This window comes from Thermodesulfovibrionales bacterium (assembly GCA_026417875.1).
Classification (GTDB): domain Bacteria; phylum Nitrospirota; class Thermodesulfovibrionia; order Thermodesulfovibrionales; family CALJEL01; genus CALJEL01.
Map to the genome: position 1 here is coordinate 20,408 of JAOACK010000014.1, position 16,075 is coordinate 36,482.

17 protein-coding genes and 4 tRNA genes are annotated in these 16,075 nt (G+C 40.7%); 11 read left to right on the top strand and 10 right to left on the bottom strand.

The window, feature by feature from the left end; all coding sequences use genetic code 11:
• Window positions 1–222 precede the first annotated feature (222 nt).
• The 5 genes from N2257_04250 to N2257_04270 all read left to right on the top strand — a co-directional run bounded on the left by N2257_04250 (window position 223) and on the right by N2257_04270 (window position 1,696).
• The gene (locus N2257_04250) at window positions 223–411 is read left to right on the top strand and encodes a hypothetical protein (protein ID MCX7793605.1); all 189 of its coding nucleotides are present in this window, start codon (window positions 223–225) and stop codon (window positions 409–411) included.
• 564 nt (window positions 412–975) lie between these two features.
• Window positions 976–1,149, top strand: coding sequence for a hypothetical protein (locus N2257_04255; GenBank protein MCX7793606.1), 174 nt, complete (start codon window positions 976–978; stop codon window positions 1,147–1,149).
• 41 nt (window positions 1,150–1,190) lie between these two features.
• Window positions 1,191–1,266: transfer RNA gene (locus tag N2257_04260), tRNA-Gly, on the top strand.
• An 8-nt stretch (window positions 1,267–1,274) separates the two neighbouring features.
• A tRNA-Cys gene (locus tag N2257_04265) sits at window positions 1,275–1,350 on the top strand.
• Window positions 1,351–1,528: 178 nt separating this feature from the next.
• On the top strand, window positions 1,529–1,696 hold the full coding sequence (locus tag N2257_04270) for a hypothetical protein (protein ID MCX7793607.1): 168 nt from the start codon (window positions 1,529–1,531) through the stop codon (window positions 1,694–1,696).
• A 7-nt stretch (window positions 1,697–1,703) separates the two neighbouring features.
• Here the strand turns inward: N2257_04270 and N2257_04275 are convergent.
• From N2257_04275 to N2257_04310, 8 genes are all read right to left on the bottom strand, one after another.
• A tRNA-Pro gene (locus N2257_04275) sits at window positions 1,704–1,780 on the bottom strand.
• An 8-nt stretch (window positions 1,781–1,788) separates the two neighbouring features.
• On the bottom strand, window positions 1,789–2,835 hold the full coding sequence (gene lpxK / locus N2257_04280) for a tetraacyldisaccharide 4'-kinase (protein ID MCX7793608.1): 1,047 nt from the start codon (window positions 2,833–2,835) through the stop codon (window positions 1,789–1,791).
• The gene (locus N2257_04285) at window positions 2,813–4,087 is read right to left on the bottom strand and encodes a 3-deoxy-D-manno-octulosonic acid transferase (GenBank protein MCX7793609.1); all 1,275 of its coding nucleotides are present in this window, start codon (window positions 4,085–4,087) and stop codon (window positions 2,813–2,815) included. The genes lpxK and N2257_04285 overlap by 23 nt, the downstream gene beginning before the upstream one ends.
• A gap of 2 nt (window positions 4,088–4,089) precedes the next feature.
• Entirely contained in the window at window positions 4,090–5,787 is a 1,698-nt protein-coding gene (locus N2257_04290) for an ABC transporter ATP-binding protein/permease (protein MCX7793610.1), read from the bottom strand.
• Window positions 5,788–5,795: 8 nt separating this feature from the next.
• A complete protein-coding gene (gene lpxB / locus N2257_04295; protein MCX7793611.1) occupies window positions 5,796–6,998 on the bottom strand; it encodes a lipid-A-disaccharide synthase in 1,203 nt (400 codons plus the stop codon).
• A 19-nt stretch (window positions 6,999–7,017) separates the two neighbouring features.
• Window positions 7,018–8,109, bottom strand: coding sequence for a DegT/DnrJ/EryC1/StrS family aminotransferase (locus tag N2257_04300; GenBank protein MCX7793612.1), 1,092 nt, complete (start codon window positions 8,107–8,109; stop codon window positions 7,018–7,020).
• Window positions 8,110–9,039, bottom strand: coding sequence for a Gfo/Idh/MocA family oxidoreductase (locus N2257_04305; protein ID MCX7793613.1), 930 nt, complete (start codon window positions 9,037–9,039; stop codon window positions 8,110–8,112). It abuts the gene before it with no gap.
• 124 nt (window positions 9,040–9,163) lie between these two features.
• Window positions 9,164–9,248: transfer RNA gene (locus N2257_04310), tRNA-Leu, on the bottom strand.
• 251 nt (window positions 9,249–9,499) lie between these two features.
• Here N2257_04310 and N2257_04315 point away from each other — a divergent pair.
• The 6 genes from N2257_04315 to N2257_04340 all read left to right on the top strand — a co-directional run bounded on the left by N2257_04315 (window position 9,500) and on the right by N2257_04340 (window position 14,832).
• Complete coding sequence (locus N2257_04315; GenBank protein ID MCX7793614.1) at window positions 9,500–10,423, top strand: TIGR01212 family radical SAM protein; 924 nt, start codon at window positions 9,500–9,502, stop codon at window positions 10,421–10,423.
• A gap of 196 nt (window positions 10,424–10,619) precedes the next feature.
• Window positions 10,620–11,087 (top strand): OsmC family protein, encoded by a 468-nt coding sequence (locus N2257_04320; GenBank protein ID MCX7793615.1) that lies wholly within the window; start codon window positions 10,620–10,622, stop codon window positions 11,085–11,087.
• The gene (gene kdsB, locus N2257_04325; GenBank protein ID MCX7793616.1) at window positions 11,084–11,845 is read left to right on the top strand and encodes a 3-deoxy-manno-octulosonate cytidylyltransferase; all 762 of its coding nucleotides are present in this window, start codon (window positions 11,084–11,086) and stop codon (window positions 11,843–11,845) included. Before N2257_04320 ends, kdsB begins: the two co-directional genes overlap by 4 nt.
• Window positions 11,824–13,467, top strand: a complete 1,644-nt coding sequence (locus N2257_04330) for a CTP synthase (GenBank protein ID MCX7793617.1) — start codon at window positions 11,824–11,826, stop codon at window positions 13,465–13,467. Before kdsB ends, N2257_04330 begins: the two co-directional genes overlap by 22 nt.
• A complete protein-coding gene (kdsA, locus tag N2257_04335; GenBank protein ID MCX7793618.1) occupies window positions 13,457–14,287 on the top strand; it encodes a 3-deoxy-8-phosphooctulonate synthase in 831 nt (276 codons plus the stop codon). Before N2257_04330 ends, kdsA begins: the two co-directional genes overlap by 11 nt.
• Before the next feature lie 14 nt (window positions 14,288–14,301).
• Entirely contained in the window at window positions 14,302–14,832 is a 531-nt protein-coding gene (locus N2257_04340) for an archaemetzincin family Zn-dependent metalloprotease (GenBank protein MCX7793619.1), read from the top strand.
• A 28-nt stretch (window positions 14,833–14,860) separates the two neighbouring features.
• On the opposite strand, the gene N2257_04345 is transcribed toward N2257_04340, so the two are convergent.
• Both N2257_04345 and N2257_04350 read right to left on the bottom strand, forming a co-directional pair.
• Window positions 14,861–15,316 carry an Hsp20/alpha crystallin family protein gene (locus tag N2257_04345; GenBank protein MCX7793620.1) on the bottom strand — a complete coding sequence of 152 codons (456 nt, stop codon included), beginning with the start codon at window positions 15,314–15,316 and terminating at the stop codon, window positions 14,861–14,863.
• A gap of 61 nt (window positions 15,317–15,377) precedes the next feature.
• The coding region (locus N2257_04350) for an AAA family ATPase (protein MCX7793621.1) at window positions 15,378–16,075 on the bottom strand (698 nt) is incomplete at its 5' end.

The following is a 16,075-nucleotide window of genomic DNA, read 5'->3' on the forward strand; positions in this document are numbered from 1 at the left end:
AAAACTCCCTTAAGGGATTCGGGATTACAAAGTGTAGAAAGGGCACCTTTACATTAACCACAGTAACCCGGTAAAGGAAGATGAAAATGGATTCTGTATAGGTAATCCAAGAGAGCCGCTTTCTGATCTTCATTATGAGCCATTCTGGTGCGGGGAGCAGATATTGTGTAAAGAATTCTTCTAGGAAATCCAATAGGAGAGTGGAGGTATGTTTATAAGGGCATGCCTGTTTTTTTTGTGTACCAGGAACGTGATAGAACCTACACTCTATGGGGTTACACAAAGGTTAGAGATGTTGACAAAGAGAGGGAAGATTATCCTGTAATATTTTTTGAACCTTTCGAAGCCTTGCCTGAAGACAGAAGGATTAAGAAACTCACGGCAACAGAGGTAACTGGAATAAAAAGGTAGAATATGCCATTTTACAGATACATTGAGACAGAAAAGGTAAGATTTTTAGAGAATATCACTGAGGAGGGTAAAAATATGATATCAAATCATGCCTATGAACCTAAAAATTTTTTTAGTTTCTGCTTGATGTCCATGATTCTGTTTACTCAAAACTTCAGGAAATAGCATTTTTTGAAGGAAGGGAAATCGCAGACTTGTTCAGAGAGGCCCTTGGAAATTTAATTAGAGAAAAGTCCATAAAGAGTGAGCATCCTCACGAGGCAATTCAAACCAACAATCCACTATAAAGGAGGTTTTTATGCCATTAATTAATTTTTATAAGGCAATAAGTGCGGATTTGAGCTACCAGCAGGCTGGGGCGGATATATATATTTAGAAGACGACAATGGAAAAAGAATAATCTGTCCTCATCCAGATGAATTTGAGACCATTGAAAAGGTTCTTGGCAGCAAATTCTCACCTGAGCTTGTTGCGTCCAGAACTGGTTTCAACTCTTTTTGTATATGCCTTGACTGTCTGCACCAGTTTTATGCAGACCTTGGAGAATTTTACTGGTTTGATGCATTGATTGCATACAAAACAGGTAAACTGCAAAAAAAGGCAAAGGATGAAAGAAAATGTCCAAGGTGTGGCTCAGAAAGGGTTAACACATTATTAGAATTGATTGAAAGGCCCTGCCCATCATGCAAAGAGGGAATAATTGATGTGATTGATTCTGACATAATTGTAATGGCTTAATTTGACATAAAAACCCACTTTATGATAAAGTCAATTATTCTGCGGGTGTAGCTCAGCTGGTAGAGCACAACCTTGCCAAGGTTGGGGTCACGGGTTCGAATCCCGCCACCCGCTCCATCCCTAATGGCGGCGTACCCAAGCGGCTAAGGGAGGGGTCTGCAAAACCCCGATTCAGCGGTTCGAATCCGCTCGCCGCCTCCAGAAAAGCCTCAAGAACTTCCTTTTCTAGCAAATCCTAAGAATTAATCTCCTAGTAAGAAGTCTACAATCAAGTCATTAATAAATCCTGCCGCTGTGATTTTGGAGGGAAGACAGCCTCAGGTAAAAATTGATTCGCCCCATTATTTATCCTATAATCATTTTAGAAGGGGGTGAGAGTATGATGCTTGAATTAAATAATAAGGAAAAAGAATTATTAAAAGAAATCCTTGAGAGTTATCTTTCTGATTTAAGGGAGGAGATCGTAAAAACAGAGGACCACAGATGGAAACCCTTTCTTCATGAAAGAGAAGATATGGTTAAGGCCCTGATATCAAAACTTTCCTGAATTATTCTGGTCGGGGCGAGAGGATTTGAACCTCCGACACCACGGTCCCGAACCGTGTGCGCTACCAGGCTGCGCTACGCCCCGATATTTAATTATACCAGCTTTATTCTTCTGAATATCTCATCAAAAAAACTTCGCTCACAGGAAATTTCTATATTCAGCGTGAATATCTCGCCAGGCGGCAATTTCCCTTTAGTTCTTACAAGGTCCTTTTCTGTTGTTAAAAGAAAGGCACTCTTCTCATGAGCCTTATCAGAAAGGTCTTTCAGCTCGCATATCTTGTAATCATGATGGTCCATAAAGGTTATAAAGTCAGTGATATTCAGCCCGCTCTCCTGAATGGTTAGTCTGAAAGATTCGGGGTTTCCAATTCCTGCAAAGGCAATAAATTTTTTATCTCTAAGTTCATCCGGAATTAATATCTCTCCTTCGACGGGATAACCATTCTCATCAATTCTGTATCTAATTATCTCCTTTAATACATGTCTTGCAAGATATAACGGCTGAAAGGGAGCGTACAGTCGTAGTTCATCAATGAGGGCATCAAGCCTTTTACACTTATCCGCCATTGTTATTACAAGTATATCCGCTCTTTTTATCTCCTCAACAGGCTCTCTCAAAGGACCGAAGGGGAAAAGTCTTCTGTTGCCAAAGGGGTTAATACCGCTTATGAGTAAAATATCAAGATCCCTTTTCAGTCTCCAGTGCTGGTAACCATCGTCAAGTATAAAAAGATCCGGTTTTTCTTTAAAACACTGCATTGCATAGATGCCTGCTTCATATCTGTCCTTACACACTACAACAGGTACGCCATGAAGCTTTTCAGCCATTAAAACAGGTTCATCTCCAACATCAACTGCATCTACAAGAGGTCCTGTCCTGCAGCTAACAATGACAGGTCCAGGAAGTCGTCCTTTATAACCCCTTGAAAGGATTGATACATCGTAACCCCTTCTTTTTGCTTCCTTCGCAATTTCAATCACCATTGGTGTCTTACCAGTACCCCCAACAGTAAGATTTCCTATGCTTATGACATATCCTGGCAGGGTTTTCTGCTCCCTGATCGCTCTTTCCTTCTTTTTTCTTAAAAAATAAAGATAGAGTCTCTCATAAGTTTTAATTAAACGGTCTTTTATCATCAATGATCTCCTCTATTATTTTAAGAGTCTTTTCAAAGGCACCCCTGTTTCTCTCATAAATAATTCCTGCCTTTTTGCCTATCTCCAGCCTCTTCTGGGGATTATTGCATAGTTCCATAACATCTTTAAGGAGGGTCTCGGGCTCGGTCTTCAAGGCCGCTCCTTCCCTGAAAAATTCCTCAGCAAGTGGAAAGTTATCCATGTATCGACCGCATATTACAGGTTTTGACCAGTATGCTGGCTCTAGAAGATTATGACCACCTACAGGTACAAAACTGCCTCCCATTAATACTATATCAGCAAAATAATACATGGAGGAAAGCTCTCCAATGGTATCAAGAAGTAAAAGTTGGTAACTGTCTGCATCAATTTCATTTCCTGAAAGTTCTGTTCTTCTAATAAAGTTAATACCCTCTGCCTTCACAAATCCTGCTACATCATTAAACCTCTGGGGATGTCTTGGTGCCAGGATAAGAAAAACCCTACCTGAAAGGAGAAGCTCCTTCAATGATTGGAGCATAATGGCTTCCTCACCCTGATGGGTGCTACCTGCAATAATTATTACCTTGCCACTATTTTTGAGATTTAATTCCGGTCTTGCAGGTGGTGGCATATCAAATTTTAAATTTCCTGTAACATGTATCCTTGACCTTTCAACTCCAAGAGAATGGAATCTGTCTGCATCAATATTGCTTGAACAGCAAAAGGCATTAACAGCGTCAAGTACTTGCTTCATAAAGAAATTTATTTTTCTGTATCCCCTTGCGGACTTAGCAGAGAGCCTGGCATTAACAATAATAACTGGTATGTTGAGCCTTTTACATTCCTCAAAGGTATTTGGCCAGATCTCTGTCTCCATGGTTATAAAAAGAAAAACCTTGAATCTATTCAAAATATTCTTTATTATAAAACCTAGATCAAAGGGCATATAAAAGATAAGAATACCTTCGGGGTTCTCTTTCATCAATTCCCTGCGTGCTATCTCCTGACCGGTATCGGTCATGGTAGAAAAAAGGATCAAACTTTCAGGGAATCTGCTATTTAAATAACTTACAATCCTCCTTGCTCCAAGGGTCTCACCGACACTTACAGCATGTATCCATATAGCATTGCTATAATTGCGCCCGGATTTTAATAATCCAATCTTTTCCCTAAGCCAGCGCGGTCTAAGTTCTTTGGGCCTTTTGAAAAAATGTACGGGCAGAAAAAAAATTAGTGCAAAAAAATAAAAAAGGGTGTAAAGTAATCTCATGGTCAGCTCACAAACTGGTGTTCATAAAGTCTTCTATAGGCTCCATTCAGTTCAAATAGCTCATCATGGGTACCTGATTCTATAATTTTCCCTCTCTCAAGGACAATTATCCTGGAAACGTTTTTTATAGTAGAAAGTCTGTGGGCAATAATGATAACGGTCCTGTGCTTCATGAGATTTTCGAGTGCCATCCTTACAGCATGCTCTGAGTGAGCATCAAGATTTGATGTTGCCTCATCAAGTATTAATATTGGCGGATTCTTGAGAATTGCCCTTGCAATGGATATCCTCTGTGCCTGTCCGCCTGAAAGCCTGGTACCTCTTTCACCAATTACTGTATCGTATTTTTCAGGAAACTCCATGATAAATTCATGGGCATGGGCAGCCTTTGCAGCGTATATTACTTCTTCATCGGTGGCATCGGGCTTTGCAAATCTTATATTATTCCTTACTGTATCATTGAAAAGTATTATATCCTGACTCACAATTCCTATGAGATTTCTGAGGGAATGAAGGGATAGGTCTCTAAGGTCTATGGAATCAATAAGGATCTTTCCGCTATCAGGATCATAGAATCTCGGAATTAGATCTACAAGGGTCGTCTTTCCAACCCCGCTTCTTCCAACTATTGCTATTATCTCTCCCTTTTTAATCTTAAGATTTACATCATCAAGCACTATCCTCTGAGTTCCGGGATACCTGAAGGTTACATTTCTGAATTCAATGGAATCCCTGAATTCCCTGATATCTATACCACCCTCTTTCTCTCCTTCTACTCTGAATATATCAGAAAGTCTTTCGAAGGCCACCTTTGCCTGCTGAATATTATTGTTAACACCCGCAAGCCTTTTTGCAGGTGTATGGATCATCATAACAGCAACCACAAAAGATGCGAGGTCTCCAGGAGTTAGGGCACCCTTAACCACAAGACCTCCACCATACCATAGCACAAAGGCAATAGCAATACCACCAATTAGTTCCATCAGAAGAGTTGCTCCTTCACTGAGCCTTACTGTCCTCATAACCTCGCGGTAAAAGGACTGATTTTTTTCACTGAATATCCTGAGCATATCTTCCTGCCTTCCAAAAACCTTTATTATCTTAAAACCATTAAGTGTCTCTGTAAGGAGTTCTGTAAGAACAGATATCTTCTGCTGTGACTTTTTCACTGTAGCCTTGAGCCTTTTACCGATCCTCTGAACACCGTAAAGTGCAAGGGGTCCTATAATTATTACTGCAAGGGCAAGGTCCCATCTCTTGTAAAAGGCGAAGGCTGTAAGTACTATTACTGTAGCACCTTCAACAAAAAGATCTTTTACTGAACGGGCAACAAGATCCTGAAGGAGATTAACGTCATTGAGAAAACGGGATATTATTGAACCGGAGGCCTCTTTCTTTATAAAACTCATGGGAAGGGTGCTCAGGTGTTGATAGAGTCTGTTCCTTAGGTTGTTCACGATCTTCATTCCGACAGATTTCATTAAATATGCCTGACCTGCTATAAAAAGTCCTCTCATTGTAAAAAGGATCATGATCCCCAAAGGCAGAAGGGCAAGATATGTGAGGTTTTTCTTTATAAGCACATCGTCTATAACGGGCTTCATGAGCCAGGCAAGTGTGCCATTTATACCTGATACACAGAGACCGAGAAGACCTGCAAGTATAACCCTTCCGTAGTGGGGTTTAATAAGCCTTATCATCTCCCTTATTACCATCCTGCTAACTCTCCCACTATCTCTGCTACCCTTTTTGAAGGCTTCTTGCTAAAAAATATCTCCCTCACTTTCAACAAATCATTTCTGGTTGATTCACGAGATGCCCCTGATTCAAGAAATTTTCTTACATTCTTCATTATATTCTCCACACTTGCCCTTTTCTGGAGCAATTCTGGAAAGACCTCTCTATCAAGGATTATATTTGGTATGGTTATATACTTCACATCCACAATAAGCCTTCCTATAAAATAGGTTAACCAGGAAAGTCTGTAGATTACAATTGTGGGGACTCCTAGAAGCGCTGCCTGTAAAACCACTGTACCTGATGCAGCAATAGCAATATCAGATGCAATAAGAGAAACAACGGAGGAAGACATATAGATCTTCTCACCAGAATGCTCAGTGGATAGAAAAGGAGGAAGAACCTTTACCCCGAACGAGCTCGTCAGATCCAGCTCACTTTTAAATTCTCCAGAAAGATTTGGAGCTAAAGGCATGAGAAAGAAAAATTTTTCTCCCACTACAGACCTCATGCTCCTTACAGTTTCTCTGAGCAGTGGAAGAAGTCTCTTAATTTCTGATGGCCTGCTTCCTGGAAGAAGAGAGATTACAGTTTTTCCTTCAGGTATTCCAAGAAGTTTTTTTGCCATTGCCCTGTAATTGCCTTCCTGAGAAAGGCGGGCTTCGACCTCCTCAATCTCTTCCACTACAGGATGGCCAACAAATTCAGCCCTTGCACCAATCTCTCTGTAAAGTCTTTCTTCAAAAGGAAGTATGAGGGCAATATAATCAGCAATCTCCTTTATTACAAAACACCTCTTCTTTCTCCACGCCCATACCTGAGGACTTACATAGTAGAGAACCTTTATTCCCAGTTTTTTTGCCAGTTTTCCAATCCTTATATTAAAATCAGGATAATCTATCAGCACAATGACCTGGGGTCTTCTCTCTATAATATGGTTAAGAACTTCTTTATAGTTTCTCCTTATATTATTTATGGCAGCGAGCGCCTCAAAAAGACCGAAGGCATGGCCCAAGCTTCCAAGAAGCCTCACCCCTGATTGAGCCATCCTTTCGCCGCCAGTACCCCATATCTCAGCATCAGGCCATCTTCTCAGGATCTCATTTGCAAGGAGCGCACCATAGAGCTCTCCTGAACTTTCACCTGCAAGGATTACAATATCTTTTCCTGACATATCAACAATGTTTCACCAATTATGCACCACGGATTATATTTGCTATAGTTTCAATAACAGATTCTTCAATTTCAGGATATATAGGTAGTGACAGTGCTTCCCTTGAAGCTCGTTCTGCCTCAGGCAGGCTACCTTCTCTGTATCCGAGAAAACTTAATGCCTTTTGCAGATGCATTGGTACGGGATAATAGACCACTGAAGATATACCCTTCTCCTTAAGAATCTTCTGAAGTTGATCTCTCTTTTTAGATCTTATTGTATATTGGTGATAAACATGATAGACTCCTTCTTTTTCAACAGGTGTTTTTACATCTGAGTCTTTAAGAAGGCTGGTGTAAAGATGGGCCTTTTTTCTTCTAAGTTCATTATAATACTCTATTCTTCGGAATTTTACAAGAAGAACTGCTGCCTGAATCTCATCAAGCCTGCTGTTAAAACCAATGGTATCATGAACATACTGTGAAGAAGAACCATGATTCCTTAGCTGCCTGAGCTTTTCTGCAACTATATGGTTATCTGTAATAACCATTCCACCGTCTCCGTATGCTCCGAGATTTTTGCTAGGATAAAAACTGAAGGCACCAGCCATACCAAAGGTTCCTACAAGTTTTCCCCTTATCCTTGCACCAAAGGCCTGGGCACAGTCTTCTATTACTATAAGATTATATTTTTTTGCTATTTCCATAATCTTATCCATATCAGCTGGTTGACCATAAAGGTGTACAGGCAGTATGGCCTTGGTCCTCTGTGTAATCTTTTCCTCAATAAGCAAAGGATTTATATTAAATGTATCTGGCTCTATATCAACAAAGACAGGCTTTGCACCCACATATACTATAGACTCTACAGTTGCAAAAAATGTAAAAGGAGTAGTGATAACTTCATCACCTTTGCCTATTCCTGCAGCAAGGAGTGCAAGATGGAGCGCATCTGTTCCTGAGGCAACCCCTATGGCTGAATGAACTCTGTGATACTCTGCTATTTTCTGTTCAAGTTCCTTCAACTTAGGACCTAGTATAAAGGTCGTTGAACTAACTACTTCATCCAGAAGTGACATTATCTCTGTTTTTATTTCCTTGAGCTGCGCCCTGAGATCAACCATGGGAACCATTTAATTCAACCTCCTGAGTTTTTTTGTCATATCTATTGCAATTGACAGAGGGTATAAAACATCCTCACCGGGAACAAGAGGGCATCTTCTTGAGTTTATACAATCTACAAAATCCCTCAGCTCTTCTTTTAGAGGCTCCTTCTTCTCAACTGGAATATCTTCAAAGATAAGCTTTCCATTCTCATGAACACCCCTCCTTAGCTTCTGCTCCATAAAATCTATTACCAGAATATAGTCTTTACAGTATAAAGTATGGGTTCTCTTTTTCTCTTCCGCTATCCTGCTTGCAATAAGCTGAACTTCACAACTATCACTCTTACTATTGAAAACAAGTCTTGCTTCGGCAAAATCTACCTTATCTGTCACAAGGCTGTAACCGTTTGCCTCAAGAAAATTTAATCTCTTATGTCGCAATGTATCAACGATTATATCTATATCATGGATCATGAGGTCAAAAGTTATATCCACATCAGTACCTCTTCCAGAAAAGGGAGAGAGTCTTTCAGCAAGAATAAAAAGGGGATCTTTAATAAATTCCTTTGCTCTCTGATAGGCAGGATTGTATCTTTCAAGATGACCTACCTGCAGGATCCGGTTTCTTTCCTTTGAAAGTCTGACAAGTTCCTCAGCCTCATCTATAGTGACTGTCAGTGGCTTTTCTACAAATACATCCTTTCCCGCAATTAGTGCCTCTCTACATATTTCAAAGTGCGTGACGGTTGGTGTTACTATGCTTACAGCATCAATATCTCCAAGGAGATCCCTATAATCTCTGAATGCCCTAGTTCTGTAAAGAGCAGCAACCTCCTTTGCCCTATCAATATCAGTGTCTACAACTCCTGAGAGCTCTACATCTTGAAACTCACTCAGTATCCTTGCATGATGCTGACCTAAATATCCTACACCGATAACAGCGACCTTTTTCAACATACCTCCTTTCATAAGTTTCCGTGATGGTTTCTTAAGGCTCATAAATCATCACTTGTCACATGTTAAGCCTCACTACATTGCCTATTATTATACTGTAAAGGCAGGCTGTAGAGGTGAGATGAAATGGTGCCGAAGGAGGGATTCGAACCCTCACGGGATACCCCACACGCCCCTCAAACGTGCGTGTCTACCAGTTCCACCACTTCGGCTATAAAAATATTAACAGATAGCAAAAAGCCCTGTCAAATCTTACTGTTTTTCCTGAGAATCAGTAGCTTGCAGCCATCTTGCTGGAATATACTGTAAAAATGATTGCAGGGAAAAAGAGACTTTTTCACATATTTCTGAAAGATTGGAAGGTTGTTAATTTACCCTTACCAAAGTTGAAAGGCATGCCTCTTTTCCTTCGAGGAAATTCAAGATAGTTTTTCTGCCATAATTCAGGGTGTTATAATAAAATATGCTCAATCTCTTTGGCATCTATATGAAGAAAAGATTTGGAACCACTGTTTACAAGGTTAATGTGGACGCAGGCTTTACCTGTCCTAACAGAGATGGAACAGTAGGATGGGGTGGTTGCATATACTGCAATAACGACAGCTTCAGACCTCCGGGTGCAAACCCTGTCCTTCCTCTTAAAGAGCAGATCAAAAATGGTATCAGTCATGTATCAAAGAGATATGGAGCAAAGAAATTCCTCGTTTATTTTCAGCCTTACACAAATACCTATGCTCCCGTTGAGAGGCTAGAGGAAATTTATCGGGAGGCGCTTTCAGAAGAAGGCGTGATAGGCCTTGCTATTGGCACAAGACCTGATTGTGTAGATGAGGAAAAACTCTCAATGATAGAAGAGCTTGCAAAAAGGCATTTTATACTCATTGAATATGGGCTCCAGTCCATATACGATAAAACCCTTGAGTACATAAATAGAGGACATGATTACAAAACCTTTCTGAAAGCACTTGAGATGACTGCTGGAAGGGGTATTCACATAGGAGCCCATATAATACTGGGCTTTCCAACAGAAACCCGAGAGGAGATGCTCCATATGGCTGACGTTATATCAGAATTACCTGTAGAATTTCTAAAGATTCACCAGCTTCAAGTGGTTAAGGATACTGTTCTTGAAAAGATATATATAAATAATCCTTTCCATACATTCAGCTACGAGGAATATATTGACCTTCTGGTGGCCTTCCTGGAAAGACTCTCACCGGATATAGTAATCCAGAGACTTTTTGCTACAGCTCCAGATGAAATACTCATTGCACCAAGGTGGGATCTCTCCAGGCACAAAATCATAAATGATATAATTACTGTCATGAAAACAAGACAGACCTTTCAGGGAAATCTTTTCAATAAAGTAGAAGTTAAAACAGTTTGAGGCAAGGTATGAAATAACGCCTGTAAATTAAAGATATACTCAAAAACAGGACCTGATGGAATTTATGAAAGAAATTTGAACATTCCTTATCCTTCAATTCCTGAAGGAAGCTTTACAGAAAACAGACTTTATCTTTATCATATAAAAACGCGCAGATTGTGGATAGAATTTTTAAAAAATAAAGGAGGAGGAAAACATGGACAGTGAAAAGGATCTTCTTGAGGAGGAGCTTAAGGGTTACAAAGAAAAGATTATGCCTGTCAACAAAGCTATCCTGACCTGGGACAGAGAGCTCATCTTTACTGGAAGAACACAGAGGGGTTATGAGATTGAATTTGATGCCCACCAGCAGTGGGGGTGCTCTCCTACTGAGGCACTCTTACTCAGTGTAGCTAGTTGTATGGCAATAGATGTTGTAACATTCTTGCAGAAGATGAAGGGAGAGATAAAGTCTTTCAGAATTGACATAACAGGAGAAAGGAATCCCACACCTCCCCAGTATTACAAAAGAATAGAGATGACGCTCCATATATCAGCCAAAAATGTAACAGAAAAACAGATTGCCCGTGCTGTTTCACTTTCTCATGAAAAATATTGTTCTGTCTACCACTCCTTAAGAAAGGATATTGAAGTGAAGGTTGATTACATACTGACACCTGAATGAACGAAAGGGCTGTAGTCATAATCCCGGCAAGATACGGAGCCACGAGATTTCCAGGAAAGCCTCTCGCACTCCTTAAGGATAAACCTATAATTCAATGGGTTTTTGAAAGGGCAAGGTGTGCTAAAAGGATTCAGGATGTTATTGTGGCAACCGATGATGAAAGGATTGTAGAGGTAATAAAAAATGCTGGTGGAAAGGCAGTCATGACTTCAAAGCACCACGCCTCTGGAACAGACAGGATAGCAGAGGTGGCAAAAGATATAATGTGTGATATAATTATCAATGTGCAGGGAGATGAACCCTTTATTTCACCTGATATAATTGACAAAACCATTGAACTTCTCAATGACCGCAGGGCATCCATAAGCACAATGGCAAAGATTATCGAAGAACCGGGTGAAATCAAAGACCCAAATGTAGTGAAGGTGGTTCTTGACAGAGAGGGTTTTGCCCTTTATTTTTCCCGCTCGGTTATTCCATTTTACAGAGATAAATGGAGAAGTCTCGAGGAAATTAATTTTGAATCAGGTATGAAGGTTTACAAACATATCGGCATATATGGATACAGAAGGGATGTACTCCTTGGATTATCTCAAACACCCCAGGGTGAACTTGAGAAAACTGAAAAGCTTGAACAGTTAAGGGCACTTGAAAACGGTATGAGGATAAAGGTTGGTATAACAACAGTAAATACCATAGGTATCGATACTCCCCAGGACCTGAAAAAGGCTGAAGAATGGCTAAATTTATATTCATAACTGGCGGTGTTGTCTCATCCCTTGGAAAGGGCATTGCTGCGGCATCCATCGGAGCACTCCTTGAAGCAAAAGGTTTGAAGATAACCATTCAGAAGCTTGATCCTTATATAAATGTTGACCCAGGAACCCTAAGCCCTTTCCAGCACGGAGAGGTCTTTGTAACAGATGACGGAGCAGAGACAGACCTTGACCTTGGTCATTATGAAAGATTCTGTTCCATAAGGACAACTAAAAATAACAACTATACAACAGGAAAGATATATTACAATGTGATAACAAAGGAGAGAAGAGGAGATTACCTTGGAGATACCGTCCAGGTTGTTCCCCATCTTACTGATGAGATTAAAAGATCCATAAGGACAGTAGAGGATGACAATGATGTTGTTATAGTTGAAATAGGTGGGACAGTTGGAGATATAGAGAGTCTACCATTTCTTGAGGCAATCAGACAGTTTAAATACGATGTGGGAAGGGAAAATGTTCTCTATATCCATCTAACCCTTGTTCCTTACATAAAATCTTCAGGAGAACTGAAAACCAAACCAACCCAGCACAGTGTAAAAGAACTGAGAGAAATAGGTATCCAGCCTGATATTCTTATCTGCAGAACAGAAAGACCGCTTCCTGCTGATGTGAAAAAAAAGATAGCCCTTCACTGTAACCTTGATGGAGAAAATGTAATAGCCGGTATAGACTGCGAGACTGTTTATGAAGTCCCACTTGTATTTTACAGGGAAGGACTTCACAGGCAGATATCCAAACTTCTAGGATTACCTGACAGGGAACCTGATTTGCGGAAATGGGAAGAGATCGTAAAAAAGATAAAAGAGCCGAAATATGAGGTATCAATAGCAATAGTAGGTAAATACATAGGGCTGAAAGATTCCTATAAGAGCCTTGTCGAGGCTCTGCATCACGGTGGCATTGCAAATAATGCAAGGGTTAATCTCCACTGGGTTGACTCTGAAGAGATTGAGGCTCACGGAACTGAAAGATATCTTGAAGAGGCTGATGGAATCCTTGTGCCAGGTGGTTTTGGTCATAGAGGGATTGAGGGCAAGATAATGGCTGTAAGATATGCAAGGGAAAAAAAGATACCCTATTTCGGAATATGTCTCGGTATGCAGTGCGCTGTAATAGAATTTGCAAGAAATGTATGTGGGCTTCCTGCAAACAGCACCGAATTTGACCTCAATACAAAAGCTCCGGTCATATATCTTATGACAAGATGGTATAATTACAAAACAGGAAAGTTTGAAGAAAGGAGTTCCCAGTCTGACCTCGGGGGCACTATGAGACTTGGTTCCTATCCGTGCAGACTCCTTGAAGGTTCCATTGCCCACAGGTCTTACAGAGTCTTAGAGGTAGAAGAGAGACACAGGCATAGATATGAGTTCAACAATACCTACAGAGATATTCTCTCAAAGCATGGTATGATCTTCAGTGGTTTAAGTCCTGATGGAGAGCTTGTAGAGATAGTAGAACTCAAAGGACACCCCTGGTTCCTGGGTTGTCAGTTTCATCCCGAATTTAAATCAAGACCTACCGAACCCCATCCTTTATTCAGGTCATTCATCGAAGCATCCCTCAAACAGAGGAAGGGACTCTTTTATGAAGACTAGGGAAATAAGAATAAAAGATATAATAGTTGGCGGTGAAAGAAATCTCGTCCTCATAGCAGGTCCGTGCGTAATCGAGGATGAAGATACAGTTCTTGAGACAGCAAGGAGGCTCAAGGAAATATGTACAAGATTGAATACTCCTCTCATATTTAAATGCTCCTATGATAAGGCTAATAGAAGTTCGGTTAAAGGATTCAGAGGGCCTGGCCTTAAAAAAGGTTTAAAGATTCTTGAGAATGTAAAGGAAAAGTACGGTCTTCCCATATTAAGCGATATCCATTCTACTGAAGAGATAGAACCAGCAGCAGAGGTTCTAGATGTACTGCAGATACCGGCTTTTCTTTCAAGGCAGACAGACCTCATTATCAAGGCATCAAAGACCGGAAAGCCAGTTAACATCAAAAAGGGACAGTTCCTTGCACCATGGGATGTAAAAAATATAATAGAAAAATTCATCTCCACCGGAAATGAAAAACTTCTTATTACAGAACGGGGTACCTCATTTGGTTACAACAACCTTGTTGTGGATTTCAGGGGAATAGTGATTATGAGATCCTTTGGATATCCAGTGGTTTTTGATGCCACTCACAGTGTACAGTTGCCAGGAGGTCAGGGAACATCTTCAGGCGGTCAGAGGGAATTTGCACCATATCTTGCAAAAGCAGCGGTAGCCGTAGGTGTTGATGCCCTTTTTATAGAAACCCATCCCTCACCCCAGACCGCCCTCTGTGACGGACCAAATATGATACCCCTTTCAGAGGTAGAGAACTTATTAAAAGATTTAATCAGGATTCAGAATGCCCTTATTCCTCCTGGCTGAAGGCGTACGGTTAAGTGAGCAGAAAGATATTACTACTTCTAAACTGTGATCTGGATAAAAAAGACCTTTTGGAACTTAGACAACATATTGAAAGTATCTTTAGATTGAATACAGAAGATTGTCCTTACAGGATCGATCTCTCCTTTGCTTACAATCACATAAGAAGACAGTATCTGGGAGATAAAATAATAGAAAAACTTCAGATAGAAAAATCAGATCCAGAGGAAAAGTGGCTTCTTATTGTGAAGGATGATCTTTATTCATCAGATCTCAATTTCATCTTTGGACTGGCTGATCCCTCTTCAGGAATATCTCTGATCTCTATCGCAAGGCTCAGACCGCAATTCTATGGCCTTCCTAAGGACGAAACTCTCTTTCTTGAGAGACTCAAAAAAGAGGCAATCCATGAGCTCGGACATCTCTTTCTACTCAGCCATTGTTCAAACAGAAGGTGCGTGATGAGATTTTCCAATTCAATAAGCGATACCGATCAAAAACAAGCATTTTTCTGTGAAAGGTGTATGAATAAACTTAATATAAATTAAAGGCAGGGCACAGCCCTGCCTCCATCCTTTACTTCACCTCGACCTTTATCTCCTTGGGCTTTGCCTCTTCCTTCTTTGGAAGCACTATCTCCAGAATCCCGTTCTTGAATGTGGCCTTTGCCTTTTCAGAATCAACCTCTACTGGAAGGGCTATGGTTCTGGCAAAGCTTCCATAACTTATCTCCCTTGCATAATAGTCTTCATCCTTTATCTCTTCATCCCTCTTTATTTCGCCCTTAATCGTAAGCGTATCCTTTGTGATTGTTATATCTATATTATCCTTTTCTACACCTGGAAGCTCTGCCTTTACAACAATCTCACCCTTTTTATCATATACATCTATATTTGGAACGACCATGCCCTCTCTGCCCCACCAGCGGCGCCTCCTCCTGGGAAAGGGCTCAAAAAATTCCTCAAACATTCTCTCAATATCCTTTCTCATTTCCTCAAGCTCCTTAAAGGGTGACCATTTTACCACTGACATGGCTGACCTCCTGTTTTTGTGAATGGCTTAACCATTCACATATGCATGAGCCAAAGGCTCATTAATGGACGAGTTCTGCCTCCGCAACCTTAGTGAATTTGAGCTCACCGGCTTCATAATCAACCTCTACTGTGTCTCCATCTTTCAGCGACCTGTCAAGAAGCTTCATTGCAAGGGGGTTGAGTATCTCCCTCTGTATGAGCCTCTTGAGAGGTCTTGCACCATAAACAGGGTCATATCCTCTATCAGCAAGGTATTCTTTTGCCCTGTCTGTAAGGACAATCTCAATGTGCCTGTCTTTGAGATATCTCTTCAGTCTGTTAACCTGTATATCTACAATCCTCTTAAGCATCTCTGGTGTAAGAGGATTGAAGATTATTATCTCATCCACTCTATTTAAGAACTCGGGCCTGAAGAAGGCCTTGAGATCCTCCATAACCTTCTCTTTCAGCTCCTTTTCATCATCTCCTCCCCAGTATACCCTGGGTCTCCTCTGCCTCTGCTCTATAAGCTGCTGGATATGGGTACTTCCTATGTTCGATGTCATTATTACTACAGTATTTCTAAAATCCACTGTCCTTCCATGACCATCAGTGAGCCTGCCATCATCAAGAAGCTGGAGCAAGAGGTTGAAGACCTCAGGATGAGCCTTTTCAATCTCATCAAAGAGTATAACTGAATAGGGCCTTCTTCTTACAGCCTCTGTAAGCTGTCCACCCTCTTCATAGCCAACATAACCTGGCGGTGCTCCTATGAGTC